This is a genomic window from Enterobacter sp. HG048 (genome assembly GCF_024702055.1).
GTDB lineage: Bacteria > Pseudomonadota > Gammaproteobacteria > Enterobacterales > Enterobacteriaceae > Enterobacter > Enterobacter dykesii.
The window spans coordinates 126,752-151,993 of sequence record NZ_JANLIZ010000001.1 but is presented as its reverse complement, the minus strand read 5'-3'; the positions used below and the strand labels follow the sequence as shown (position 1 = coordinate 151,993).

The following is a 25,242-nucleotide window of genomic DNA, read 5'->3' as shown; positions in this document are numbered from 1 at the left end:
AAGGAATACGTATGCGCAATCGCACTTTTGCGGATCTTGACCGAGTGGTCGCTCTTGGCGGAGGACACGGCTTAGGCCGGGTTATGTCCTCTTTATCGTCACTCGGCTCAAGGCTGACAGGGATAGTGACCACCACCGATAACGGCGGCTCAACCGGGCGCATTCGTCGTGCCGAAGGCGGCATTGCCTGGGGAGACATGCGCAACTGTCTGAACCAGTTAATTACCGAGCCAAGCGTCGCGTCGGCGATGTTTGAGTACCGTTTTGGCGGCAATGGCGAACTTTCAGGGCATAACCTCGGAAACCTGATGTTAAAGGCATTGGATCACCTGAGCGTACGGCCTCTGGAAGCCATTAACTTAATCCGTAACCTGCTCAAAGTGGACGCATTCCTGATCCCCATGTCTGAACAACCGGTTGATCTGATGGCAATCGATGCCGAAGGGCATGAAGTTTACGGCGAAGTGAATATTGACCAGCTCATCCTGCCGCCCACGGAGTTAATGACCTATCCGAGCGTGCCCGCCACGCGAGAAGCGGTGGAGGCCATTGGGGAAGCGGATCTTATCCTGATCGGTCCGGGCAGTTTTTACACCAGCCTGATGCCGATTCTGCTGGTGAAAGAGCTGGCGCAGGCGCTGCGCCGCACTCCTGCCCCAATGGTTTACATCGGTAACTTGGGACGTGAGCTGAGCCCGGCGGCAGCGAGCCTGTCGCTGGCAGACAAACTTGAATTAATGGAGCAGTACGTCGGTAAAAAAATTATCGACGGCGTCGTGGTCGGGCCGAAGGTGGATGTGTCGGGTATTGGCGACCGCGTGGTGGTGCAGGAGCCACTGGAAGCGAGTGATATCAAATATCGCCATGACCGTCACCTGCTGCGCGAGGCGCTGGAGAAGGCGATTCAGGCGCTGGGTTAGGTTCGTTTTGTGCGGCCTGATGCCCTCTCCCACAGGGAGAGGGAGAAAACAACGCTTTACTCACGATGCCGCGATGAAAAGATCCCGCAGCTGATGAAGCTGGTCGCGGATCTGCGCCGCCTCTTCGAACTCCAGGTTCTGCGCGTGCTGCATCATCTGCCCTTCCAGCTCGTGGATTTTCTGCTGCAGCGCTTTCGGCGTCAGCACGACGGTATCCTCTTCCACCACTGAACGCGCCTTGCCGCGACCTTTCGCTTTGGTTTTGGCAATGTTCTGACCCAGAGCCAGAATATCCACGACCTTCTTGTTCAGCCCCTGCGGGGTAATGCCGTGCTCTTCGTTGTAGCGCTGCTGTTTCTCGCGGCGGCGCTCCGTTTCGCCAATCGCTTTCGCCATCGACGGGGTAATTTTGTCACCGTACAGAATCGCTTTACCGTTGACGTTACGCGCGGCGCGGCCGATGGTCTGGATCAGGGAGCGTTCAGAACGCAGGAAGCCCTCTTTGTCCGCATCCAGAATCGCCACCAGCGAGACTTCCGGCATGTCCAGACCTTCTCGCAACAGGTTGATCCCCACCAGCACGTCAAACTCGCCCAGACGCAGGTCGCGGATAATCTCCATGCGCTCCACGGTGTCGATATCCGAGTGCAGATAGCGCACCTTCTCGCCGTGCTCTTCGAGATACTCGGTGAGGTCTTCCGCCATACGCTTGGTGAGCGTGGTCACCAGCACGCGCTCGTTGATGGCGGAACGGGCGCGGATCTCTGAGAGCAGGTCGTCCACCTGCGTCGCCACCGGACGCACCTCGATAATCGGGTCCAGCAATCCGGTCGGACGTACAACCTGATCGACAACGTCTTCACCGGATTTCTCCAGCTCGTAGTTGCCCGGCGTGGCCGAGACGTAAATGGTTTGCGGCGCCAATGCCTCAAACTCTTCAAACTTCATCGGACGGTTATCCAGCGCTGACGGCAGGCGGAAACCGTATTCCACCAGCGTCTCTTTTCGCGCCCGGTCACCGCGGTACATCCCGCCGATCTGCGGGATCGTGACGTGGGATTCGTCGATCACCAGCAAACCGTCTGCCGGCAGGTAATCAAACAGCGTCGGCGGCGGCTCGCCCGGCCCGCGCCCGGAGAGGAAGCGCGAGTAGTTTTCAATGCCGGAGCAGTAGCCCAGCTCGTTCATCATCTCAAGGTCGAACTGGGTGCGCTGGCTGAGGCGCTGCTCTTCCAGCAGCTTATTGTTGGCCAGCAGCACCTTACGGCGCTCGGCCAGCTCCACTTTGATCTCTTCCATCGCCTGCACGATTCGCTCCCGAGGCGTCACGTAGTGCGTTTTCGGGTAGATGGTGAAGCGCTGGATCACCGACTCAACGTGTCCGGTCAGCGGGTCGAAGAGCGACAGGCGTTCAACCTCTTCGTCAAACAGCTCGACGCGCAGCGCCATATCGTCCGATTCCGCCGGGAAGATGTCGATCACTTCTCCGCGCACGCGGAAGGTGCCGCGCTGGAAGGCCTGATCGTTGCGGGTGTACTGCAGCTCCGCCAGACGACGCAAAATCGCCCGCTGGTCAATAATCATCCCCTGCGTCAGGTGCAGCATCATCTTGAGATAGAGATCCGGATCGCCCAGACCGTAGATCGCGGAAACCGACGCGACGACGACCACATCGCGACGCTCCAGAAGCGCCTTCGTGGCCGACAGACGCATCTGCTCGATATGTTCGTTCACCGAGGCATCTTTCTCGATGAAGGTGTCAGAGCTCGGCACGTAGGCTTCAGGCTGGTAGTAATCGTAGTAGGAAACGAAATACTCCACCGCATTTTCCGGGAAGAACTCTTTCATCTCGCCGTAAAGCTGTGCGGCCAGGGTTTTGTTGGGTGCCAGCACCATCGTTGGGCGCTGGAGATCCGCAATCACGTTGGCGATGGTGAAGGTTTTACCCGAGCCGGTTACCCCCAGCAGCGTCTGGTGCGCCAGCCCGTCTTCCAGCCCCTCTTCCAGACGACGGATCGCCTCAGGCTGATCGCCAGATGGACGGAAAGCAGAATTCAATTTGAACGGTTTACTCATGGGCGACGACCTGATGACGTTATAAGCGGCAGGTGAGTAATTTTACTCGTTGTTGCCAGGAATGCCAGTAAAAAACACTGGATGAAAAACCAGTGGCATGTCATGATATTTAGCATAGCGCCTGAATGATGAGTGGGATAACGGCCAAAATTTAGACTGAGACAATATAAAACACCAGTCAGGTCAGGTTATCCCCAGAACTTTTTCTTTTTTAACATTTGTCAAGCCAGGTAATGATAGTTTTGTGGCAACGGGTGACACTTTCATGACGGGAATTGCTTTTATCTAAGCAATTAAATAATAAACGATATTTTCTAAAGCCGCGTTTCGCGTCAATTTGGGCGTAAGCCGCGTCTTCTCTCGCTTATCGCGTGTTTTCTAACTCTAATGCACATGGTTATCCACAGGAATAGTGGATAACTGCTTCCAGCCCATGCAGACTGGCGCTCGGCAAATTCCCGGATTTTCCCACGAGACGGCGGGAAAAAATTTTTATAGCTATTTTTTGCTGATTAACAGTTGCGTCATTCATAACCAATCGACGAGATCTTGCTCACATTTTCATCATTTGATTTCTGCACCACAACTCACCACCGCCAGCACCGTCGATGTGCAATCCGGTTTTTAATAAACCACTTTCCGGTGATTTATTCCTAAAAAAGCTATTTTTTTGAACACATTTCGGTTTCTGGCAGGGGTTTTGCAGATTCAAACCCGAGCCTCACCTACACACATTTTTAAGGAGAGAAAGATGTTGAGTCTGCGTGCTGTGAATCAGTTTTACGGAAGCCAACATACGCTATGGAACGTGAATTTGGATTTTCCGCAAGGGATGTGTACAGGCGTCGTTGGCCTGCCGGGGATGGGGAAAACTACCCTCATGAATTGCATAGCCGGGAGAGTGCCCGTTGAAAGCGGCAGCATCATCTGGCATGAGGCGGGCGCACCGCCGCGCGATTTGCTTAACCTGCCGCCAGAACAGCGCTCAGGACCGGGGATAGGCTATGTCCCGCAGGACAGGCGGATCTTCTCCCAGTTAACGATTGAGGAGAATCTGCATATCGCCATGCGGGCGATGGGGAAACCCAACCCGGAGGCGAAAAGTGACGTTTACGACCTGTTTCCGGCGCTCTACGCATTGCGACAGGCCCGCGCCAATACGCTCTCTCCGGACGATCAGTATCAGCTGGCGCTGGCTAATGCGCTGGTTAACCGTCCGCACCTGCTGATCCTCGATGAGCCCCTGCACGGCGCAGGACACAGCTTCGCCCAGAAGCTGGGGCAGCTGCTGGTGCGCTTAAACCGGGAGTTAGGTATGACGGTGCTATTAGCGGAGCAGCAGCTGTCGTTTATCCGCCGGGTTGCGGACCGTTTCTGCATGCTCTATCGCGGACGTAACGTGGCGCAGGGCCACGTTAACGAACTGGATGACGAGCTTATCGCGCACTGGATGTCGCGGGAAGCAAGACGCTGAGATCGAGATAACGCCCGGTGTCGGCATTTTCCGCGCCGTCAGCAAGCCAGGGAATTTCCCCGAGGCACGGGGCGGGAAGTACGCGCCTGAGCGTCGCCAGATACTCCTGGTGTCGTTTCCCCGGCGCAACCACGTCGTTGGCTATCCAGCCCGCCAGCGTCAGCCCGGCCTGCTGTACGGCCTGCGCGGTCAACATGGCGTGATTGATGCAGCCCAGCCTGACGCCGACGATCAGAATGACCGGAAGCTGCTCGGCCTGCACCCAGTCAGCAAACGTCTGCGTCTCCGAAAGCGGCGTAAACCAGCCGCCTGCGCCTTCCACCAGCACCCAGTCGGCCTGGCTTTCCAGCGTCCGTAACCCGGCTGACAGCACGGTGAAATCAATCGGACGACCTTCGTCAGCGCTGATGATGTGCGGCGAGGTCGGCTCGGCAAAGGTGTACGGATTCACCGCGGAATAGGCAAGCTCACGCGTGCTGTTACGCTGGAGCGCCAGCGCGTCGGTATTGCGTAGCCCTTCCGCCGTCATCTCGCTGCCGGAAGCAACGGGCTTATACCCGGCGGTGTTTTTCCCAAGCTTTCGCGCCGCCTGCAGCAGCGCCGAGCTGGCCACCGTTTTGCCCACTTCCGTATCCGTTCCGGTGACAAAATAACGTTCAGTCACGTTCGATAATCCCATGAAAAAGTTGATAAGAGAGCGGGAAGTGACCCCGCTGCTGAGGCCAGGCCAGCTCCAGACGCTGCAGTTGTCCGCGGGTGAGCGGTTTTTTCTCGCGTCCGGTATGCAGGTGCGTGGCGCCGATGCCCTTCAGCGAACGCATGGCGCTGAACGCATCGCTAAAATTAAGCGTGATGGTCTGCACCACGCTGCGGTAGCGCCAGCCTGCCAGCGCCTGCGTCACCTGCTCATGCGATAAAAAACGGTTAGCGTGCGGCTGCTCATCCACCGCTTTCCACGCCTGATTCAGCTCCGGCAGCGAACTTTCCAGCAGGGTGGTAAAGGCTACCTTCCCGCCCGGTCGCGCAACGCGATAAAGCTCGCGCAGGGCCTGCGCCAGACTGCTGCACCACTGAACCGCCAGATGGCTCCAGACCAGATCGAACTGCGCATCCGCCAGCGGGATCGCCTCGATATCGGCCAGCAGATAGCGATCCGCTGCCTGCCGCTGACGCGCCTCGTCGAGCATCTGCTCTGAAAGGTCAATAGCCGTAACCTGGCTTCCCGCCCCTCGCCAGTAACGGCTGTTGCTGCCGGGACCACAGCCCGCGTCCAGCACCTGCGGAAAACGGTTCTCGCCAAGCGCGGCCAGAAGCCCCTGGGCGCTCAGACGCTGCAGCTCATCGTGCTGCGAATAGCTCTGCGCGGCCCGACCAAATGCCGCCGCAACGGCCTGTTTATTCACCGGCGTCATGGAGCGCCTCCAGCAACGTCTCAATATCCTGTCGTTCATGTGCCGCCGTCAGGGTTAAGCGCAGCCGCGCGGTACCCGGCGGGACCGTTGGCGGTCGGATGGCTGTAACCCACATGCCGCGCTCGCGCAGCGCCTGTGCCAGCGCCAGCGCGCGGCCGTTTTCGCCGACAATCACCGGCTGGATAGCGCTCTGCGAATCGGGGCTGTGGAAGGGCAGCGCCGCTAATCCCTTCCGGAAACAAGAGATATGCTCCGCCAGCCGCTGGCGACGTTCATCCCCTTCCGCGCTGCGGATCACCGCCAGCGACGCAGACAGCGCCACGGCCTGCGCCGGGGGCATGCTGGTGCTGTAGATCAGGTGCCGGGCAAACTGCAGCAGATAGTCGGCGACGGATTCGCTGCACAGCACGGCGGCACCGCTGACGCCAAAGCCCTTACCGAAGGTGACGATCAGCAGCTCCGGCTTTACGTTTTGCTGATGCGCGCTGCCGCGACCTTCGTCGCCCATTACGCCAATGCCGTGGGCATCGTCGACCAGCAGCCAGGCGTTTTGCCGTTTTGCGGCCTCGTGCAGCGCGGCAAGCGGCGCGCTGTCGCCGTCCATGCTGAATACCCCTTCCGTGACCGCCAGCTGCTGTCCGTCGCAGGGTTTATCCAGCAGCGCGCCGAGCTGCCCCGCATCGTTATGGGCAAAGCGGCGCAGCTGCGCCGGGCTTAAATTTGCCGCCTCCAGCAGGGAGGCGTGGCTCAGGCGGTCGGCGACAATGCGGTCCTCTTTTCCCATCAAGGCGGTAATAACCGCCTGATTGGCGGCAAAGCCGGAGATGAACAGCAGCGCGCGCGGGTAGCCGAGCCAGTCGGCAAGCACCTCTTCCAGCGCCTGATGCGCGGTGGTGTATCCGCTGACGTGTCCCGAGCCGCCGCTGCCCACGCCAAACCGCTCCGCCCCCTGCTGCCAGGCGCGGATAATGGCCGGATGCTGGCTCAGCCCGAGATAGTCGTTGCTGGAGAAATTACAAAACTGCCGCCCCTCGCGGATAAGAAAACGGCCCGCGCCGTTTTCCACCACCCTGCGAACGCGAAACGCCTCTGCCGCCCGGCGTTCGTCCAGCGCGGTATTAATGCGTGCCTGCCAGGTCATACGGCAGCCGCGTTGTAGAACTTGTCGGTGTCGGCGTTGAAAATCTGCTGCTCCAGCTGCTGCTGTTGCTCGTTATCGCCCGTCAGCACTTCGGTCTGATGCGGGTTAAGCCCCAGCTTGCGGAACAGCTGAACGTCTTTGTCCTCTTCCGGGTTCGGCGTGGTCAGCAGCTTGCAGCCGTAGAAGATGGAGTTGGCTCCGGCCATAAAGCACATCGCCTGGGTCTGCTCGTTCATCTGCTCGCGGCCCGCAGAGAGGCGCACGAAAGAGGTTGGCATCATGATGCGCGCCACGGCGATGGTGCGAATAAAATCAAACGCATCCACGTCGTCGTTATCCGCCAGCGGCGTTCCCTTAACCTTCACCAGCATGTTGATCGGCACGCTTTCCGGCGGGGTCGGCAGGTTTGCCAGCTGTAGCAGCAGGCCCGCGCGGTCTTTCACCGTTTCGCCTAAGCCGACAATACCGCCCGAGCAGACCTTGATCCCCGCATCGCGCACTTTATCCAGCGTGTCCAGACGCTCCTGATAGGTCCGCGTGGTGATGATGTTGCCGTAAAACTCCGGCGAGGTGTCGAGGTTGTGGTTGTAGTAGTCCAGCCCCGCGGCGGAGAGGCGCTGCGCCTGCTCGTCGTTGAGCGTGCCGAGCGTCATACAGGCTTCGAGGCCCATCTCCTTCACGCCCTTCACCATCCGCTCCAGATACGGCATGTCGCGATCGTGCGGGTTCTTCCACGCCGCGCCCATGCAGAAGCGGGTTGAACCGGCGTTTTTCGCCTTGCGCGCCGAGTCGAGCACCTGCTCCACCTCCATCAGCCGTTCGGATTCCAGGCCGGTTTTGTAGCGCGCGCTCTGCGGGCAATATTTGCAGTCTTCAGGACAGGCACCGGTTTTGATCGACAGCAGCGTGCTGACCTGAACGTGGCGCGGATCGAAGTGCTGACGATGCACCTGTTGGGCTTCGAACATCAGCTCAAGGAAAGGTTTGTTGAATAATTCAGTGACTTGCGACATCGTCCAGCGTGCGTGGTGAGCCATGGGGCTTCTCCAAAGGGTTTTGTTAATTTTCGGTTCGGTTTATACTCGTAAACCTAAAACTTTTCAAAATGGTTTACAAGTCGATTATGACCCAGGACGATCTCGCCTTCGACAAGCAGCATATCTGGCACCCTTACACCTCCACCACCCGCCCTCTTCCCGTCTATCCGGTGGCCTCCGCCCACGGCTGCGAGCTGCACCTCGCCAGCGGCGAACGGCTCGTTGACGGGATGTCTTCGTGGTGGGCGGCCATTCACGGGTACAACCACCCGCGCCTGAATGCGGCGATGAAGGCCCAGATTGACCAGATGTCGCACGTGATGTTTGGCGGAATCACCCATCGGCCCGCGGTGGATTTATGCCGCCGTCTGGTGGCGATGACGCCTGACTCGCTGGAGTGTGTGTTCCTGGCGGATTCCGGCTCCGTGGCGGTTGAAGTGGCGATGAAAATGGCGCTGCAGTACTGGCACGCGAAGGGCGAAACGCGCCAGCGGTTCCTCACCTTCCGCAACGGCTATCACGGGGATACCTTCGGGGCGATGTCGGTGTGCGATCCGGACAACTCCATGCACAGCCTGTGGAAGGGCTATCTGCCGGAAAACCTGTTCGCTCCGGCCCCGCAGAGCCGCTTCGACGGCGAGTGGAACGAGATGGACATGGTCGGTTTCGCCCGGCTGATGGCGGCGCACCGCCATGAAATCGCCGCCGTGATCCTGGAGCCGATTGTGCAGGGCGCTGGCGGAATGCGGATGTACCATCCGGAATGGCTGAGGCGTATTCGCAAGATGTGCGACCGCGAGGGCATTCTGCTGATTGCCGATGAGATCGCCACCGGCTTTGGCCGCACCGGCAAGCTGTTTGCCTGCGAGCATGCGGGCATTGCGCCGGATATTCTGTGTCTGGGTAAAGCGCTGACCGGCGGCACCATGACGCTTTCCGCCACGCTCACGACCCGCCTGGTGGCCGACACCATCAGCGACGGTGAGGCGGGCTGCTTTATGCACGGCCCGACTTTTATGGGTAATCCTCTCGCCTGCGCCGTCGCAAGCGAAAGCCTCGCCATTCTGGAGAGCGGCGAGTGGCAGACGCAGGTTGCGGCGATTGAGGCGCAGCTGAAAGATGAACTGAGCGCCGCCTCGGGCGCGAATTTCGTGGCAGACGTGCGCGTGCTGGGCGCCATCGGCGTGGTTGAAACCACCCATCCGGTGAATATGGCGGCGCTGCAACGCTTCTTCGTTGAGCAGGGCGTCTGGGTGCGGCCTTTCGGCAAGCTTATCTACCTGATGCCGCCGTACAGCATTACGCCGGAGCAGCTGCGTAAATTAACCGACGCGGTTGTAACAGCCGTTAACATTCCCGCGCATTTCACGATGTAACCCTATGCATTACACTTGCTGAACGAGCGATCAACGAGGGTAAACCGTATGAAAATCATCAGTAAAGATCTGCGCGACGGTGAAAAACTGCCGGAACGCCACGTATTCAACGGCATGGGGTATCAGGGAGACAATATCTCCCCGCACCTGGCGTGGGACGAGGTTCCGGCCGGAACCAAAAGCTTTGTCGTGACCTGCTACGACCCGGATGCGCCTACCGGCTCCGGCTGGTGGCACTGGATTGTGGCGAACCTGCCTGCCGACACGCGCGTCCTGCCGCAGGGCTCCGGTTCAGATCTGGTTGCTCTGCCTGAAGGCGCCATTCAGACGCGCACCGATTTTGGTAAAGCGGGCTACGGCGGCGCGGCGCCGCCAAAAGGGGAAACCCACCGCTATATCTTCACGGTGCACGCGCTGGATGTGGAGAAGATTGAGGTCGATGAAGGCGCGAGCGGCGCGATGGTAGGGTTTAACGTGCATTTCCATACGCTGGGGAGCGCGTCGATTACGGCGATGTATTCATAATAGTGCGGGCTAATGCCCTCTCCCACAGGGAGAGGGTTAGGGCAAAAAAATCACAGCACCGGCGGCAACAACCCCACCAGCCGCCCCTCTTCCAGAAACTGCATCGCCTTATCAATATCCGGCGCAAAGAAGCGGTCATCATCGTAGTGCGATACGTGCTCGCGCAGCGCATGACGCGCCTGCTCCAGCAGCGGGCTCGATTTTAGTCCTTCACGCAGATCGATACCCTGACTTGCCGCCAGCCATTCCACCGCCAGCACGCCGCGGGTATTGGAGGCCATTTCCCAGAGACGACGCCCGGCAGCCGGCGCCATCGAAACGTGATCTTCCTGATTCGCCGAGGTAGGCAGGCTGTCCACGCTGTGCGGATGCGACAGGGCTTTGTTCTCGCTCGCCAGCGCCGCCGCGGTCACCTGGGCAATCATAAAGCCCGAATTCACCCCGCCGTTACGCACCAGGAACGGCGGCAGCTGGGACATATGTTTATCCATCATCAGCGCGATGCGGCGCTCGGACAAGGCGCCGACTTCGGCAATCGCCAGGGCGATATTATCCGCAGCCATTGCCACCGGCTCGGCGTGGAAGTTACCGCCTGAGACCACCTCGTTTTCCTGGGCGAACACCAGCGGGTTGTCGGACACCGCGTTGGCTTCGACCAGCAGCACTTCTGCCGCCTGGCGCAGCTGCGTCAGGCACGCGCCCATCACCTGCGGCTGGCAGCGCAGGGAATACGGATCCTGCACCTTCTCGCAGTTGTGGTGTGAATCGGCAATCTCGCTGGTGTCGGTAAGCACGTGACGGTACATCGCGGCGGCATCAATCTGCCCGCGCTGACCGCGCACCTCGTGGATGCGGGCATCGAACGGGCGACGCGAGCCCAGCACGGCTTCGGTGGTCAGGGCACCGCACACCACCGCCGAGGCAAACAGATCTTCCGCTTCAAACAGGCCGCGCAGCGCGAAGGCCGTCGATGCCTGCGTACCGTTCAGCAGCGCCAGCCCCTCTTTCGCCGCCAGGGTGATCGGGTTTAACCCGGCTTTTTTCAGCGCCTCTTTCGCAGGAAGCCACTCGCCCTGCCAGCGCGCTTTGCCTTCGCCCAGCAGCAGCAGCGACATGTGCGCCAGCGGCGCAAGATCGCCGGATGCGCCGACGGAACCTTTCGCCGGGATCCACGGATAGACTTCCGCATTGACCAGCGCCATCAGCGCCTGAATCACGCTCAGGCGAATGCCGGAGAAGCCGCGGGCCAGGCTGTTGATTTTGAGAACCATCATTAGACGGACAATCTCATCCTCCAGCGGCTGACCCACGCCCGCCGCATGTGACAGCACCAGCGAACGCTGCAGGTTTTCCAGATCGTGTGTGGCGATGCGGGTCTGCGCCAGCAGGCCAAAGCCGGTGTTAATCCCGTAGGCGGTGCGCCCTTCGGCAACGATGGCTTCGACGCAGGCGACGCTGTCGTTAATGGCGGCGTGGGCGCTTTCATCCAGCGACAGGGTGACCGGCTTGCGCCAGACGTTACGCAGCTGCTTGAGCGTCAGAGAGCCGGGAGTGAGTGTTAATGCGTTCATCAATGCTTTCCTTGTGTGGCAGGGATCATCGGCAGGTTAAGGCCCTGCTCTTTGGCACAGTCAATGGCAATTTCGTAACCCGCATCCGCGTGACGCATCACGCCGGTGGCCGGGTCGTTGTGCAGCACGCGAGCGATACGCGCGGCGGCTTCATCGGTTCCGTCGCAGACGATGACCATCCCGGAATGCTGGGAGAAGCCCATCCCCACGCCGCCGCCGTGGTGCAGCGACACCCAGGTCGCGCCGCTGGCGGTATTCAACAGAGCGTTCAGCAGCGGCCAGTCGGAGACCGCATCCGAGCCGTCGCGCATGGCTTCGGTTTCGCGGTTCGGGCTGGCGACGGAGCCGGAGTCCAGGTGATCGCGGCCGATGACGATCGGCGCGGAGACTTCACCGCTGCGCACCATTTCGTTGAAGGCGAGGCCGAGTTTTTGACGCCACTCCAGCCCTACCCAGCAGATACGCGCCGGCAGGCCCTGGAAGTTGATGCGCTCGCGGGCCATGTCCAGCCAGTGGTGAAGATGCTCGTCATCGGCGACGATCTCCTTCACTTTGGCGTCGGTTTTGTAGATATCCTCCGGGTCGCCGGACAGGGCAACCCAGCGGAACGGGCCGATACCGCGGCAGAACAGCGGGCGAATATAGGCAGGAACGAAGCCCGGGAAGTCGAACGCCTTATTCACGCCCATCTCTTTCGCCATCTGGCGGATGTTGTTGCCGTAGTCAAAGGTCGGAATGCCCATCTGGCTGAAGGCCAGCATGGCGGAGACGTGCTCAGCCATGGAGCGTTTCGCGGCAAGCACCGTGCCTTCCGGGTCGGTTTCCGCTTTTTGCTGATATTCTTCCCACGTCCAGCCTTTTGGCAGATAGCCGTGCAGCGGGTCATGGGCGCTGGTCTGGTCGGTGACCAGATCCGGACGCACGCCGCGGGCAACGAGCTGCGGGAGAATGTCCGCCGCGTTGCCGCACAGGGCAATCGACACGGCTTTGCCTTCGGAAGTGTATTTTTTGATGCGCGCCAGCGCATCGTCCAGATCGGTTGCCTGCTCATCGACGTAGCGGGTGCGCAGACGGAAATCAATGCGGCTCTGCTGGCACTCGATGTTGAGCGAGCACGCGCCGGCAAGCGTAGCGGCCAGCGGCTGCGCGCCGCCCATGCCGCCAAGACCCGCGGTCAATACCCAGCGACCTTTGAGCGAGCCGTTATAATGCTGGCGACCGGCTTCCACGAAGGTTTCGTAGGTGCCCTGCACGATCCCCTGGCTGCCGATGTAGATCCAGCTGCCCGCTGTCATCTGGCCGTACATCGCCAGCCCTTTCGCGTCCAATTCGTTGAAGTGTTCCCAGGTGGCCCAGTGCGGCACGAGGTTAGAGTTGGCGATCAGCACGCGCGGGGCGTTTTTGTGCGTTTTAAACACGCCAACCGGCTTGCCGGACTGTACCAGCAGGGTTTCGTCGTGTTCGAGTTCGGTCAGGGATTTTACAATTGCGTCATAGCATTCCCAGTTGCGCGCGGCGCGGCCTATGCCGCCGTAGACCACCAGCTCGTGGGGGTTTTCCGCCACCTCAGGGTCGAGGTTGTTCATCAACATGCGCAGCGGGGCTTCGGTGAGCCAGCTTTTGGCGGTAAGCGTGGTGCCGCGCGCGGCGCGGACGTCCTGCTGGCGGTATTTACCTGACGACATTGTGTGCTCCTCATAGGGGACAGATGATGCATTTAGATATACTTGTATAGACAAGCACACACAAGGCCGGATTTAACAAAAAAGATACAATTTTGTTATATTGCGTTAGCGATCACGCTTATAAAACTTATGACATGAAGTGGCCCTGCAGCCGGTAGCGATTCCCCGGGAAAAGCAGCCGGGCATGCGACACAATGTGCGACGAGGACCAGGTTCGACGGCGGATCAGCAGGCACGGATCGTGCTCTTTAATGCGCAGCCGCTCGCACTCCTGCGGCGCGGCGCGCACGGCCTCCACAATGTGCTCCCCTTCCGTCAGCGGTGCGACGAGCGAGAGATAGGCGTGCGGCGTGGTCTGGGTGTAATCCTGGTTCAGATAGTCCGGTATCCGCTCAGCGTTAACGCAGCGATCTTCAATCTGCACCGGAATGTCGTTTTCGAAATGCACCATCACGGAGTGGAAGATTCGGCTTCCCTCCTTGACGTTAAGCTCTACCGCCTGCTCGGCGCTGGCCTGGGTCTCTTCGAGCACCAGCACCTCACAGCGGTGCTGATGATTACGCGCGGCTATCTCGTCCGCAATGCTGCGGATTTCAAACAGCGCCGACTGTCCTTTCGGTTCCGCCACAAACGTCCCCACGCCCTGCAGGCGCACCAGAAGCCCTTCGTCAGTCAGCTCGCGCAGCGCCCGGTTGACGGTCATCCGGCTAAAACCAAACTGCGCCACCAGCTCGGCCTCCGAGGGTATGCGGTCGTGCGGGCGCCAGACGCCGGCGGCGATTTTTTCGCTAATTGCCTGCTTCACCTTTTCGTAGAAAGGCGCGGGAGGGCTCGACTGCGGCAGAGGTGAGCGTGAAAACATCGTGACTCCTTGAATAGTGTTATGCCCACCAGTGAGCAATTTGCCAGGCCAGGCGGGCGGCAAGCTTTGCGCCCTGCCCGTCCCGATCGTACTGCGGGTTAAACTCTACCAGATCGGCGGCCTGTAGCTTACCGCTACGGCAGATTTGTTCAATAACCGGGAGAAGATCCAGCGCCGGTATGCCTAACGCAGCCGGTGCGGACACGGCAGGCATTTCGCTGGCGGGCAGGACGTCCAGGTCGATTGTCAGATAGATACGATCGGCCTGCGCCAGCACCCTTTCCAGGGCGGATAGCGCATCGCGCCTGAAATGGAGGTCTTCCACCAGCGTGACGTTCAGGCGTTCGGCCTCATCCCACAAAGCCTGCGTGTTCGCCGCCCGGCTCACGCCAAGGCAGGCGTAATGAAATTCCCGCCCGCGCTCATCGCAGTAGCGCGCCAGCTGGCGAAACGGGGTGCCGGACGTCGCATGGTCGGCCTTGCGCAGATCGAGATGGGCATCAAGGTTGATAATGACAACCCGCTCGTTCGGGAAGGCGTCCAGCACGCCGCGACCGTGCGCCCAGGCGGTTTCGTGCCCGCCGCCAAAGACCAGCGTGCGCATCCCGGACTGCTGACAGGCCGTGACGGCATCGCTTAACGCCTGCTGTGCCGCTTCCAGCTCGTGGCCTTCAACGTACACCGAGCCCATATCCGCCAGCCGGTCATGCCCCTGATGGCTTGCCATATTTGCCAGCGCTTTTCGCAGCATATCCGGTGCCTGCACGGCGCCTGGCCTGCCCTGATTGCGTTTTACCCCTTCATCACATTCAAAACCTATCAGCGCAATGCCGGATGAAAGCGGCGTGAACTGTCCCTGCTGCTTTATCGTCTGAAAAATGCGCTTTGCGCTGCTGGCCTCGGCGCTGTCATCGCGCCCCTGCCAGACGGTTTCGGCTACGGGCCGCCATAACCTCATACTGCCTCCCCACGGAAAATACGTTGATACAGCGGATTGCGTCCCGGCTCGTAGACCATCTCAACCGGATGGTGAGCATCCCAGACGACGAAATCAGCGACAAACCCGGCCCGCAGCTGTCCGTGGGTTTCACCGCGGCCCAGCGCCTGCGCGGCATGGCGCGTGACGCCTGCCCAGGCTTCTTCCGGGGTCAGGCCAAACTGGACGCAGGCCATGTTCATCGCCAGGTGCAGGCTCGCAAACGGGCTGGTGCCGGGGTTATAGTCGGTGGCGACGGCCATCGGAACACCGCGTTTTCTGAGCTGTTCAACCGGCGGACGCTGGCGCTCCTGCAGAAAATAGAACGCCCCCGGCAACAGGACGGCAACCGTGCCGCTTTCCGCCATCGCCTGAACGCCTGCGTCGTCGAGATATTCGATATGATCGGCGGAAAGTCCCTTATACTGGCTGACCAGCGCCGCGCCGCCCTGATTCGACAGCTGCTCGACATGCCCTTTCACCGGGATACCCAGCGCGGCGGCGGCCTTGAAGAGGCGTTCGGTTTGCGACGGGGTAAAGCCGACGTTTTCACAAAACACGTCTACTGCTTCATATAACTCTTTTTGCCACAGCGTGGGCAGTATCTGCTCACAGACCAGCGTGAGGTAGGCATCCGGATCCTGCCGGTATTCCGGCGGAACCGCATGCGCCGCCAGCAGCGTTGGGCTGATATCAATCGGATTATTGAGGCTCAGCTGGCGCGCGACCTGCAGCATCTTCTCTTCGGCCTCGGCGTTGAGCCCGTATCCGGATTTGATTTCAACCGTGGTGACACCTTCATTCATCAGACGCTGGAGCCGCTGCTGCGCCAGCTTAAGCAGGGTTTCGGCTGAGCTGCTGCGCGTCGCCGTCACGGTAGCGTTAATCCCGCCCCCCTGGGCGCTGATGGTTTGATAAGAGACGCCGTTCAGACGCTGCTCCCACTCCGCCGCGCGGTCGCCGCCAAATACCAGGTGGGTGTGGCAGTCAATCAGGCCAGGCGTGACAAGACGTCCCTGAAGATCGACACAGTGACGGTGTCCGGAAGGAATGTCAGATTCAGGGATCACGGCCAGAATAGTGTGGCCGCGCACGACCAGGGCGTGTTGCTCTTTCAGTCCATAAGGCGCAGGTACGTTCGGCGCCATCGTAGCCAGTCGCGCATTTCGCCATATAACATCGTCGGGATGAATCTGCTGCATGGGGCATTCCACTTGTCTTAGGTTGTATAGACATTTATTTGCATCCACCGTCTACTGTCAACCGCCTTAACGGAAAATGTTATTTATTTGTGATCACTTACCTGCCGCCCCAGGGCTAAAAATGCAACTTTTACCCTTTTTATCTTCCCGTTTCGCTCAACTTAGTATAAAAAAGCAGGCTATTTCGTCTATCCCGTAAAGACTTGCATACCCAGGAGCTTCACCTTGAACATTTCCAGGATTTCCCGTCTGGCGTTAGCACTCGCCTTTGGCGTGACCTTATCCGCATGCAGTTCAACACCACCGGATCAGCGCCCTTCTGAGCAGGTTGCGCCCGGTACCGCCTCCCGCCCGATTTTGTCCGCTGATGAAGCGAAGAACTTCGATCGTGCGCACTACTTCACGGCGATGGATCCTAACGCTGCGCCGTGGACACCGTCGTCTATTAACCTGCCTAAACAGCCTGACTTCGTGGTTGGCCCGGCGGGTGCGCAGGGCGTAACGCATACTTCTATTCAGGCTGCGGTTGATGCTGCCATCACTAAACACAGCGCGTCTCGCCAGTACATCGCGATCCTGCCGGGTGAATATGAAGGCACCGTGTATGTTCCGGCGGCACCAGGCAGCATTACGCTTTACGGTCTGGGCGAAAAAGCGATCGACGTAAAAATTGGCCTGGCGATTGATTCCGAAATCGACAGCAACACCTGGCGTCACCTGGTGAACCCGGCCGGTAAATATATGCCGGGTAAACCGGCGTGGTACATGTTTGATAACTGTCAGAGCAAGCGTTCCGCCACCATTGGCGTGATGTGCTCGGCGGTATTCTGGTCTCAGAATAACGGTCTGCAGCTGCAGAACCTGACCATTCAGAATACCCTGGGCGACAGCGTTGATGCCGGCAGCCACCAGGCCGTTGCGCTGCGTAGCGATGGCGATAAGGTGCAGATTAATAACGTCAACATTCTGGGCCGTCAGAACACCTTCTTCGTGACCAACAGCGGCGTGCAGAACACCCTGCAGAATAACCGCCTGACCCGTACTCTGGTGACCAACAGCTACGTTGAAGGTGACGTGGATCTGGTGTCCGGTCGCGGCGCGGTGGTGTTTGATAATACCGATTTCCGCGTGGTGAACTCACGCACTCAGCAGGAAGGTTACGTGTTTGCTCCGGCAACCCAGTCTAACCTCTTCTACGGCTTCCTGGCCGTGAACAGCCGCTTTAACGCTGCCGGTGACGGCGTGGCGCAGCTGGGACGCTCCCTAGACGTGGACTCTGCGACCAACGGCCAGGTCGTGATCCGCGACAGCGTGATCAACGAAGGCTTCAACATGGCGAAACCGTGGGCTGATGCCGCGATCTCCAAACGTCCATTCTCCGGCAATACCGGTGCGGTGGATGATAAAGGGAACGTGCAGCGCAACCTGAACGACGCTAACTTCAACCGCATGTGGGAATACAACAACCGCGGTCTGGGTAGCAAAGTGGTTGCTGAGCCGAAGCAGTAAGCTGTTTTGCCCGGTGGCGCTGCGTTTACCGGGCGTAAAAAAACCTCGCATTCGCGAGGTTTTTTGTTTTTAGCCGCTTAGTGAGCGTTTACCACGACCCACATAGGCCCCTGGCCGACGGCATAACGCCCTTTCTCTTCCAGCAGCCCCTGCTCGCCTTTAATTTCATACAGCGCGATGTGGTGGGATTTCTGCCCCGCCGCAATCAGGTATTTACCGCTGTGATCGATATTAAAGCCGCGCGGCTGGGTTTCCGTTGGCTGGAACCCTTCAATCGCCAGCACGCTGCCGTCTTCAGAGACGCTAAACACGGTAATCAGGCTGGAAGTACGGTCACAGGCGTACAGATGGCGGCCATTTGGCGTAATGTGGATATCCGCTGCCCAGCGGGTGTCGGAGAAGTCGGACGGCATCATGTCCAGCGTCTGCACGCACTCAATCTGGCCGTTAGGATCTTTCAGCTCCCATACGTCCACCGAGCTGTTCAGCTCATTAACCACATAGGCGTACTGCTGGTTCGGATGGAAGACCATATGGCGCGGGCCGGCGCCTTCAACGGTAGTCACTTCGGCAGGATTCTGCGCCACCAGGTGACCATCATCGCTCAGGGTGAACAGGCAGATACGATCCTGCTTCAGCGCAGGCACCCACAGCGTGCGGTTATCCGGAGAAATATTCGCCGAGTGGCAGCCTTCAAGCCCTTCCACCACATCCACGGTTTCGACCGGAATGCCCTCTTCCAGACGCGTTACGCTGACGCAGCCCGCGTTATAAGAGCCGCTGAAGACAAAGTTGCCTTTACGATCGGTCGAGATATGGGTTGGGCTGCCCGGCAACGGGGCTTCGGCAGTGTACGTCAGCGCGCCATCGTCCGGAGAAATGCGATAGGCCAGCACGCGGAACTCCGGGCGCACACCCACGTACAAGAAACGTTTATCCGGGCTGATGACCATCGGCTGCACCTGGCCTGGCACGTCAACAACCTGAACCAGCGTGAGTGTCCCTTCGGTATTTAAACGCCAGACGTGGATCTGCTGGCTTTCAGGACTGGCGGTATAAACGGTTTGTTTCATGAATATTCACTCCTCACTGCGCATGAAAGTAGTTAACTTTTGACGGTGAATGCTGAATTGTCGACAGGAGTTTTGAAGCGTTCGCCTCTCGGTGTACCATCCCATCAAAACGTAAATTCAATATTAACCCGGGAAAACAGATGACCTCGCGTGTGATTGCTCTGGATTTAGACGGTACCTTACTGACGCCGCAAAAAACCCTTCTCCCCTCCTCCCTTGAGGCGCTAAAACGCGCGCAGGAAGTGGGATATCAACTCCTTATCGTAACGGGTCGACATCACGTTGCCATTCACCCTTTTTATCAGGCACTGGCGTTAGATACACCTGCAATTTGTTGTAATGGCACTTATTTGTATGATTATCAGGCAAAAAAGGTTTTAGCCTCCGACCCGCTGCCGGTTCCCCAGGCGCTGCAGCTGATCGATCTGCTGGATGAGCATGCCGTTCACGGCCTGATGTATGTGGATAACGCGATGCTGTACGAGCGCCCTACTGGCCACGTGGTGCGCACCAGCAACTGGGCGTTGTCCCTGCCTGAAGCGCAGCGTCCGGTCTTTACCCAGGTCTCCTCCCTGCGTCAGGCCGCCCAGGACGTTGAGGCTATCTGGAAATTTGCCCTGACCGATGAAGACACCACCAAACTGAATACCTTCGCAAAACACGTGGAGCAGACGCTGGGTCTGGAGTGCGAATGGTCCTGGCATGACCAGGTGGACATTGCCCGCAAAGGCAACAGCAAAGGCAAGCGCCTGACGCAGTATGTGGAATCTCAGGGCGGGTCGATGCGTGACGTGATCGCCTTCGGCGACAACTACAACGACATCAGCATGCTGGAAGCCGCCGGTACCGGCGTGGCGATGGGCAATGCCGACGACGCGGTCAAAGCCCGCGCCAACGTGGTGATTGGCGACAACACCACCGACAGCATCGCGCAGTACATTTATACCCACCTGCTGTAATCAGGCGGTAATCGAGACGCTCTTAATTTGCGCGTAAAGCCACAGGCCGGGTTTGATCCCTAACTCATCCCTGGCCCACGGGCTGATGCGCGCCCAGAGCGTCCTGCTGCCGACTTCAAGCTTCACTTCCACCTGCCCGTTATCATCAAAACACTCCGCGACTTTGGCGCGCAGAATATTTCGGATACTGGTTTGCAGCGGCGGCTGCAGCACCAGCGAGACGTCCGACGCCTGGATGCGAATTCGCAGCGCGGACTGTAGCGGTTTGTCGATCTTATTGACCCACAGATGCTGGTCGCCCAGCGCCAGGGCGGTCATCGCGTAGTGCGGATGGTGTTCCAGAACGCTCACTTTAAGAATGCTGCTCTGCTGTTCCCTGGGTAACCAGGGGTGCATTACGCTGCTGCCCCACACCTCTTCCAGGTTGCCGAAGGCCTTCACGCTGCCCTCTTCCAGCACCAGCACCTTGTCGGCCAGATGCAGGATCTCATCCAGCGAATGGCTGACGTAGAGCATCGGAATATTAATTTCGCGCGCCAGGCGCTGTAGATAAGGCAGAAGTTCGCGTTTACGCGGAATATCGAGCGAGGCCAGCGGCTCGTCGAGCAGCAGCAGTTCGGGTGCAGTCAGCAACGCGCGGCCAATGGCCACCCGCTGTTTTTCTCCGCCGGAGAGCGAGGATGGCAGCCTGTCGAGCAGAGGCTCAATCCCTAAAAGCGTCACCAGCTTATCAAACTGCCCGGCCATGCTTTTCGCCATGCCGTAACGCAGGTTGCCGCGCACGCTGTAGTGCGGGAATAAGCGCGCGTCCTGGAAAACATAGCCGATGCGGCGTTTATCAGGTGAAAGATACACCTTATTTTCCACGTCATTTAAGACGCGGTTATTCAATACAATCCGTCCTGAATGCGGGCGGGTCAGACCGCTGATGGCATTAATCAGCGACGTTTTTCCCGCCCCCGACACGCCAAAGATGGCGGTGATTCCGCTTGCCGGCAGCGTCTCGTTAAGCGTCAGGGTATGGTTTCCCAGCGTCTGGGTGAAATGGAGTTCCAGCATGCTTATTTCCCCATCCGCTCGCGACTGAGCCGCGCCAGCCATTCAGACACCATTAGCGACACCAGCGCCAGCACAATTGAAATTATGCATAGACGCGCCGCCGCGCCTTCTCCGCCCGGCGTTTGAATCAAGGTATACATGGCCGACGGAATCGTTCGCGTCTCGCCGGGGATATTCGACACAAACGTGATCGTCGCGCCAAACTCGCCCAGCGAGCGGGCGAAGGCGAGCACCGTCCCGACAATAATGCCAGGCAGCGTTAGCGGAAGCGTGATGGTGAAAAAGACGCGCCAGCGCCCGGCGCCCAGCGTGCGGGCCGCCTGTTCGAGCTTCATGTCCACGCCTTCCAGCGCGAGGCGTATCGCTCTGACCATCAGCGGGAATGACATCACTGCGGCCGCCAGTACCGCACCTCGCCAGCTAAATGCAAACGTCAGCCCAAACCAGTCGTAGAGCTTCTCGCCGATAAAACCGCGTCGCCCCATCGAAATCAGCAGCAGGTAACCGACCACCACGGGTGGCAAAACGAGCGGAAGATGAAGCACGCTGTCGAGCAGCGTTTTGCCGGGAAACTGACAGCGAACCAGTAACCAGGCAAAGAAGATCCCAAAGGGCAAACTCAGCGCAACCGCCAGGGAAGAGACTTTAAGGCTCAGCAGAACAGCCTGCCATTCAGGATCGGTCAATATCATCAGTGAGTCGTAAATCCGTAACGTTTAAAGATTGCGGACGCTTCCGGCCCCTTCAGATAATCGCGGAAGGCCGTCACGGCCGCATTTTTATGTCCATCAACAATCGCAACAGGATATTCCACTTTCTTGTGGGAGTCTTCCGGGAACGTTGCGACCACTTTTACCCCTTTACTGGCAACGGCATCAGAGCCATACACAATGCCCAGCGGGGCTTCGTTGCGCTCTACCAACGCCAGCGCGCCGCGCACGTCTTCCGCCGGGGCCAGCTTCGGTGACAATGTCTCCCATGCGCCCAGCTTTTGCAGCGCCTCTTTGGCATAAATCCCGGCCGGAACGTGCTCCGGGTCGCCCACCGCCAGACGGCCACCGTTCAGCAGGCTCGTCCAGTGGGTCTCTTTGTTGATGGTGATGTCCGCCTGCGCGCTGGCTTTTGGCGCCACGACAACCAGGCTATTCCCCAGCAGCGTTTCGCGGGTTGTCGCATCAATTGATTTCTTCTCCGCCGCGTAATCCATCCACTTCTGGTCAGCCGAGATGAACAGATCCGCCGGTGCGCCCGCTTCTATCTGGCGAGCCAGCGTAGAGGAAGAGGCAAATGAGGAGACCACCTCGACGTTTTTCTCTTTTTTATACGCCGCCGCGATGTCCTGCAGCGCGTTGGTCAGCGACGCCGCGGCAAAGACCGTGATTTTACCCTCGTCCGCCAGCGCGTGTCCGGTAAGAGAAAGCGTCAGCGTTGCCCCTGCGAAAAGGCGTACCCATGAACGTGCCATCTGTAACTCCTGTGAGTATCGTTATATACATCTTAATATAACGGTAACGTCATGGAGATCCCAGCGTTTAATCGTACCGCTGAAGGGGTAAACTTAAATAATATCGGCGAAAACGGGGAAATCTTGAGAGCAAAACGCCCGGACTCGCCGGGCGTTTTGTGGGGAATCAATGCTGCTTTTTAGCCTGGTCTCTGTGACCAATGTTCGAAAAGACGTTGAACACTTCACCCAGGCCGTAGATGGCACCGAGGATGATGGCCATCACTACTGGTACCATGATCACGGCGAATACCAGACTTTTCAACAACTCTAACATGGTTTTCTCCAGATATTGTGAATGGCTCATTCTACCTTGAAAAGTGAGAAAAACATCCCCTTTTGTGCGGTACCCTTTGCGCCCCGCACCATTTGGGTCACAATGCTCTTTTTGCCAGGACACTGTTATGCAGGCCGAAATTCTCCTCACTTTACGACTTCAGCAAAAACTTTTCGCCGATCCGCGACGTATCGCCCTGCTTAAACAAATAGAACAAACGGGCTCAATTAGCCAGGGGGCGAAAAACGCGGGCATCAGCTACAAAAGCGCCTGGGACGCCATCAACGAAATGAACACCCTGAGCGAACAACCGCTGGTGGACAGAGCCACAGGCGGCAAAGGCGGCGGCGGTGCGATCGTGACGCGCTATGGCCAGCGCCTTATTCAGCTTTACGATCTGCTGGCCCAGATCCAGCAAAAGGCGTTTGATGCGTTGAGCGACGACGATAACGTTCCGCTGGACAGCTTGCTGGCCGCCATTTCCCGCTTCTCGTTACAAACCAGCGCCCGCAACCAGTGGTTTGGAACGGTGACGGCGCGCGACAATCTTCAGGTACAGCAGCATATTGAGATCCTGCTTGCCGATGGCACCACCCGTCTGAAAGCCGCCATAACGGCGCAGAGCGCAGAGCGCCTCGAGCTGTATGAAGGTAAAGAGGTGCTGGTGCTGCTGAAAGCGCCGTGGGTCAATATCACGCGCGATCCCGACGCCGCAAAGGCGGCCGATAACCAGCTCCAGGGCGCAATTAGCCATATCGAACGCGGCCAGGAGCAGTGCGAAGTGCTGATGACCCTGGCAGACGGGCAACCGCTTTGCGCGACGATACCGCTTAGCGAAGCGGACAGTTTAGAAGAAGGTACTGTCGTCACCGCGTATTTCAACGCGGACCGGGTCATTATCGCCACATTGTACTGAGCGCATTGACAATCGCGCCGACAGTGCGTATCCCTGATATCTGGTGCTGCAAAAACAGGGATAAATCATGTCATCATTGCATATTTCGCAAGGCACGTTTCGTCTTAGCGATACCCGAACGCTGACGATTGCTGATTTGACGATACGCGCGGGTGAAAGCTGGGCGTTTGTCGGCACTAACGGCAGCGGTAAATCCGCGCTGGCCCGCGCGCTGGCCGGCGAGCTCCCCCTCCTCAAGGGCGAATACCAGAGGGACTTTACTCGCCTGACGCGCCTGTCATTTGAACAACTGCAAAAGCTGGTCAGCGACGAGTGGCAGCGCAACAACACCGATTTACTCAGCCCTGGCGAAGAAGATACCGGCCGTACGACGGCGGAAATTATTCAGGATGAGGTGAAAGATCCCGCCCGCTGTCTGCGCCTGGCAGAACGGTTCGGTATCACCGCCCTGCTGAACCGACGCTTTAAATACCTTTCTACCGGCGAGACGCGAAAAACGCTGCTTTGCCAGGCGCTGATGAGCGAGCCCGAGCTGCTTATCCTCGACGAGCCGTTTGACGGCCTTGACGTGCAGTCCCGTGCGCAGCTGGCGGCCCTGCTGGAGTCGCTTAATCAGCAGGGATATACCCTGGTGCTGGTGCTTAACCGCTTCGATGAAATTCCGGACTTTGTCCAGCACGCAGGCGTACTGGCTGACTGTAACCTGACCGAGACCGGTGAAAAAACAGCGCTGCTCAAGCAGGCGCTCATTGCCCAGCTCGCGCACAGTGAACAACTCGATGGAATTACCCTTCCGGAACCTGACGCCCCTTCGGCCCGCCATGCGCTCGATCCCCACCAGCCGCGCATCGTGCTGCGGGATGGGATTGTCTCTTATGACGATCGCCCGATCCTCAACCGTCTTAGCTGGACGGTCAATCCCGGCGAACACTGGCAGATTGTCGGCCCTAACGGCGCGGGGAAATCCACGCTGCTGAGCCTGATCACCGGCGATCACCCGCAGGGCTATAGCAACGATCTGACGCTGTTTGGTCGGCGTCGCGGCAGCGGCGAAACCATCTGGGATATTAAAAAACATATCGGCTACGTCAGCAGCAGCCTGCATCTGGACTATCGGGTCAGTACCACGGTACGCAACGTGATCCTTTCCGGGTATTTTGATTCCATCGGCATTTATCAGGCGGTGTCGGACAAACAGCACAAGCTCGCCCAGCAGTGGCTGGATATCCTGGGTATGGACAACCGGGTCGCTGACGCGCCGTTTCATAGTCTGTCGTGGGGGCAGCAGCGCCTGGCCCTGATCGTTCGCGCGCTGGTGAAACACCCTACGCTTCTGATCCTCGACGAACCGCTGCAGGGACTCGATCCGCTGAATCGACAGCTTATCCGCCGCTTTGTGGACGTGCTGATTAGCGAAGGTGAAACGCAGCTGCTGTTCGTTTCACACCATGCCGAAGATGCCCCTGCCTGCATCACGCATCGCCTGGAGTTTGTTCCCGACGGTGAGGGCTATCGCTACCTTCTCAGCAACGTCGATTAACCGTGGAGGGCTTTGCCCTCCTCTTTTCAGATAACTTGCATCAATACATCGCTATCTCTTTGATCTAGAATGCTCTCAGTCATTGAAAAAGTGAGTATGAAAACGAGTGTAAACGATTCCACTATTTTATCCCATGTCACACTTTTCG

General features: G+C 58.7%; 23 protein-coding genes. 8 read left to right on the top strand and 15 right to left on the bottom strand.

Translation table 11 applies throughout. From position 1 onward, the window contains the following. The first annotated feature begins 11 nt into the window (after positions 1–11). Entirely contained in the window at positions 12–920 is a 909-nt protein-coding gene (yvcK, locus tag NUX24_RS00775) for a uridine diphosphate-N-acetylglucosamine-binding protein YvcK (RefSeq protein WP_023310851.1), read from the top strand. 60 nt (positions 921–980) lie between these two features. Here the strand turns inward: yvcK and uvrB are convergent, their stop codons facing one another. Further along, on the bottom strand, positions 981–2,996 hold the full coding sequence (gene uvrB, locus NUX24_RS00770) for an excinuclease ABC subunit UvrB (RefSeq protein ID WP_047650628.1): 2,016 nt from the start codon (positions 2,994–2,996) through the stop codon (positions 981–983). A gap of 751 nt (positions 2,997–3,747) precedes the next feature. Here uvrB and NUX24_RS00765 point away from each other — a divergent pair. After that, on the top strand, positions 3,748–4,470 hold the full coding sequence (locus tag NUX24_RS00765) for an ABC transporter ATP-binding protein (RefSeq protein WP_047061409.1): 723 nt from the start codon (positions 3,748–3,750) through the stop codon (positions 4,468–4,470). On the opposite strand, the gene bioD is transcribed toward NUX24_RS00765, so the two are convergent. The 4 genes from bioD to bioB are packed head-to-tail and all read right to left on the bottom strand — an operon-like array spanning position 4,433 to position 8,060. Then, entirely contained in the window at positions 4,433–5,134 is a 702-nt protein-coding gene (bioD, locus tag NUX24_RS00760; RefSeq protein ID WP_214576250.1) for a dethiobiotin synthase, read from the bottom strand. The two genes, NUX24_RS00765 and bioD, sit on opposite strands and share 38 nt — an antisense overlap. Continuing rightward, positions 5,127–5,882 carry a malonyl-ACP O-methyltransferase BioC gene (gene bioC / locus NUX24_RS00755; RefSeq protein ID WP_214576249.1) on the bottom strand — a complete coding sequence of 252 codons (756 nt, stop codon included), beginning with the start codon at positions 5,880–5,882 and terminating at the stop codon, positions 5,127–5,129. Before bioC ends, bioD begins: the two co-directional genes overlap by 8 nt. Further along, positions 5,866–7,023: an 8-amino-7-oxononanoate synthase gene (bioF, locus tag NUX24_RS00750; protein ID WP_257829277.1), complete on the bottom strand. Its 1,158-nt coding sequence runs from the start codon at positions 7,021–7,023 to the stop codon at positions 5,866–5,868. The genes bioC and bioF overlap by 17 nt, the downstream gene beginning before the upstream one ends. Then, complete coding sequence (gene bioB, locus NUX24_RS00745; protein ID WP_257829274.1) at positions 7,020–8,060, bottom strand: biotin synthase BioB; 1,041 nt, start codon at positions 8,058–8,060, stop codon at positions 7,020–7,022. Before bioB ends, bioF begins: the two co-directional genes overlap by 4 nt. 68 nt (positions 8,061–8,128) lie before the next feature. Here bioB and bioA point away from each other — a divergent pair, with 68 nt between their 5' ends. Both bioA and NUX24_RS00735 read left to right on the top strand, forming a co-directional pair. Next, positions 8,129–9,436: an adenosylmethionine--8-amino-7-oxononanoate transaminase gene (gene bioA / locus NUX24_RS00740; RefSeq protein WP_257829271.1), complete on the top strand. Its 1,308-nt coding sequence runs from the start codon at positions 8,129–8,131 to the stop codon at positions 9,434–9,436. A gap of 48 nt (positions 9,437–9,484) precedes the next feature. Next, entirely contained in the window at positions 9,485–9,961 is a 477-nt protein-coding gene (locus tag NUX24_RS00735) for a kinase inhibitor (protein WP_024908770.1), read from the top strand. A 50-nt stretch (positions 9,962–10,011) separates the two neighbouring features. On the opposite strand, the gene hutH is transcribed toward NUX24_RS00735, so the two are convergent. The 5 genes from hutH to hutI all read right to left on the bottom strand — a co-directional run bounded on the left by hutH (position 10,012) and on the right by hutI (position 16,257). Further along, a complete protein-coding gene (gene hutH / locus NUX24_RS00730) occupies positions 10,012–11,532 on the bottom strand; it encodes a histidine ammonia-lyase (protein WP_257829267.1) in 1,521 nt (506 codons plus the stop codon). Further along, entirely contained in the window at positions 11,532–13,217 is a 1,686-nt protein-coding gene (gene hutU, locus NUX24_RS00725) for a urocanate hydratase (protein ID WP_257829263.1), read from the bottom strand. Before hutU ends, hutH begins: the two co-directional genes overlap by 1 nt. A 127-nt stretch (positions 13,218–13,344) precedes the next feature. Then, positions 13,345–14,079: a histidine utilization repressor gene (locus NUX24_RS00720; protein WP_257829260.1), complete on the bottom strand. Its 735-nt coding sequence runs from the start codon at positions 14,077–14,079 to the stop codon at positions 13,345–13,347. Between the two features lie 19 nt (positions 14,080–14,098). After that, positions 14,099–15,037: a formimidoylglutamase gene (gene hutG, locus NUX24_RS00715; RefSeq protein ID WP_257829257.1), complete on the bottom strand. Its 939-nt coding sequence runs from the start codon at positions 15,035–15,037 to the stop codon at positions 14,099–14,101. Beyond that, the gene (gene hutI / locus NUX24_RS00710; protein ID WP_257829254.1) at positions 15,034–16,257 is read right to left on the bottom strand and encodes an imidazolonepropionase; all 1,224 of its coding nucleotides are present in this window, start codon (positions 16,255–16,257) and stop codon (positions 15,034–15,036) included. Before hutI ends, hutG begins: the two co-directional genes overlap by 4 nt. A 225-nt stretch (positions 16,258–16,482) precedes the next feature. Here hutI and NUX24_RS00705 point away from each other — a divergent pair, with 225 nt between their 5' ends. After that, on the top strand, positions 16,483–17,766 hold the full coding sequence (locus NUX24_RS00705) for a putative acyl-CoA thioester hydrolase (RefSeq protein WP_257829252.1): 1,284 nt from the start codon (positions 16,483–16,485) through the stop codon (positions 17,764–17,766). Positions 17,767–17,843: 77 nt separating this feature from the next. On the opposite strand, the gene pgl is transcribed toward NUX24_RS00705, so the two are convergent. Continuing rightward, the gene (pgl, locus tag NUX24_RS00700; protein ID WP_023310837.1) at positions 17,844–18,839 is read right to left on the bottom strand and encodes a 6-phosphogluconolactonase; all 996 of its coding nucleotides are present in this window, start codon (positions 18,837–18,839) and stop codon (positions 17,844–17,846) included. A gap of 140 nt (positions 18,840–18,979) precedes the next feature. On the opposite strand from pgl, the gene NUX24_RS00695 reads away from it, so the two are divergent. Continuing rightward, positions 18,980–19,798 carry a pyridoxal phosphatase gene (locus NUX24_RS00695; RefSeq protein WP_047650617.1) on the top strand — a complete coding sequence of 273 codons (819 nt, stop codon included), beginning with the start codon at positions 18,980–18,982 and terminating at the stop codon, positions 19,796–19,798. On the opposite strand, the gene modC is transcribed toward NUX24_RS00695, so the two are convergent. From modC to NUX24_RS00675, 4 genes are all read right to left on the bottom strand, one after another. Further along, complete coding sequence (modC, locus tag NUX24_RS00690) at positions 19,799–20,857, bottom strand: molybdenum ABC transporter ATP-binding protein ModC (RefSeq protein ID WP_257829248.1); 1,059 nt, start codon at positions 20,855–20,857, stop codon at positions 19,799–19,801. A gap of 2 nt (positions 20,858–20,859) precedes the next feature. Continuing rightward, complete coding sequence (gene modB / locus NUX24_RS00685) at positions 20,860–21,549, bottom strand: molybdate ABC transporter permease subunit (RefSeq protein WP_033144966.1); 690 nt, start codon at positions 21,547–21,549, stop codon at positions 20,860–20,862. Continuing rightward, the gene (gene modA / locus NUX24_RS00680; RefSeq protein WP_047650615.1) at positions 21,549–22,322 is read right to left on the bottom strand and encodes a molybdate ABC transporter substrate-binding protein; all 774 of its coding nucleotides are present in this window, start codon (positions 22,320–22,322) and stop codon (positions 21,549–21,551) included. Before modA ends, modB begins: the two co-directional genes overlap by 1 nt. 166 nt (positions 22,323–22,488) lie before the next feature. After that, on the bottom strand, positions 22,489–22,638 hold the full coding sequence (locus NUX24_RS00675; protein WP_008501118.1) for an AcrZ family multidrug efflux pump-associated protein: 150 nt from the start codon (positions 22,636–22,638) through the stop codon (positions 22,489–22,491). A gap of 127 nt (positions 22,639–22,765) precedes the next feature. On the opposite strand from NUX24_RS00675, the gene modE reads away from it, so the two are divergent. Continuing rightward, complete coding sequence (gene modE, locus NUX24_RS00670) at positions 22,766–23,554, top strand: molybdenum-dependent transcriptional regulator (RefSeq protein ID WP_257829244.1); 789 nt, start codon at positions 22,766–22,768, stop codon at positions 23,552–23,554. 67 nt (positions 23,555–23,621) lie between these two features. Next, complete coding sequence (gene modF, locus NUX24_RS00665; protein WP_257829241.1) at positions 23,622–25,094, top strand: molybdate ABC transporter ATP-binding protein ModF; 1,473 nt, start codon at positions 23,622–23,624, stop codon at positions 25,092–25,094. Positions 25,095–25,242 lie beyond the last annotated feature (148 nt).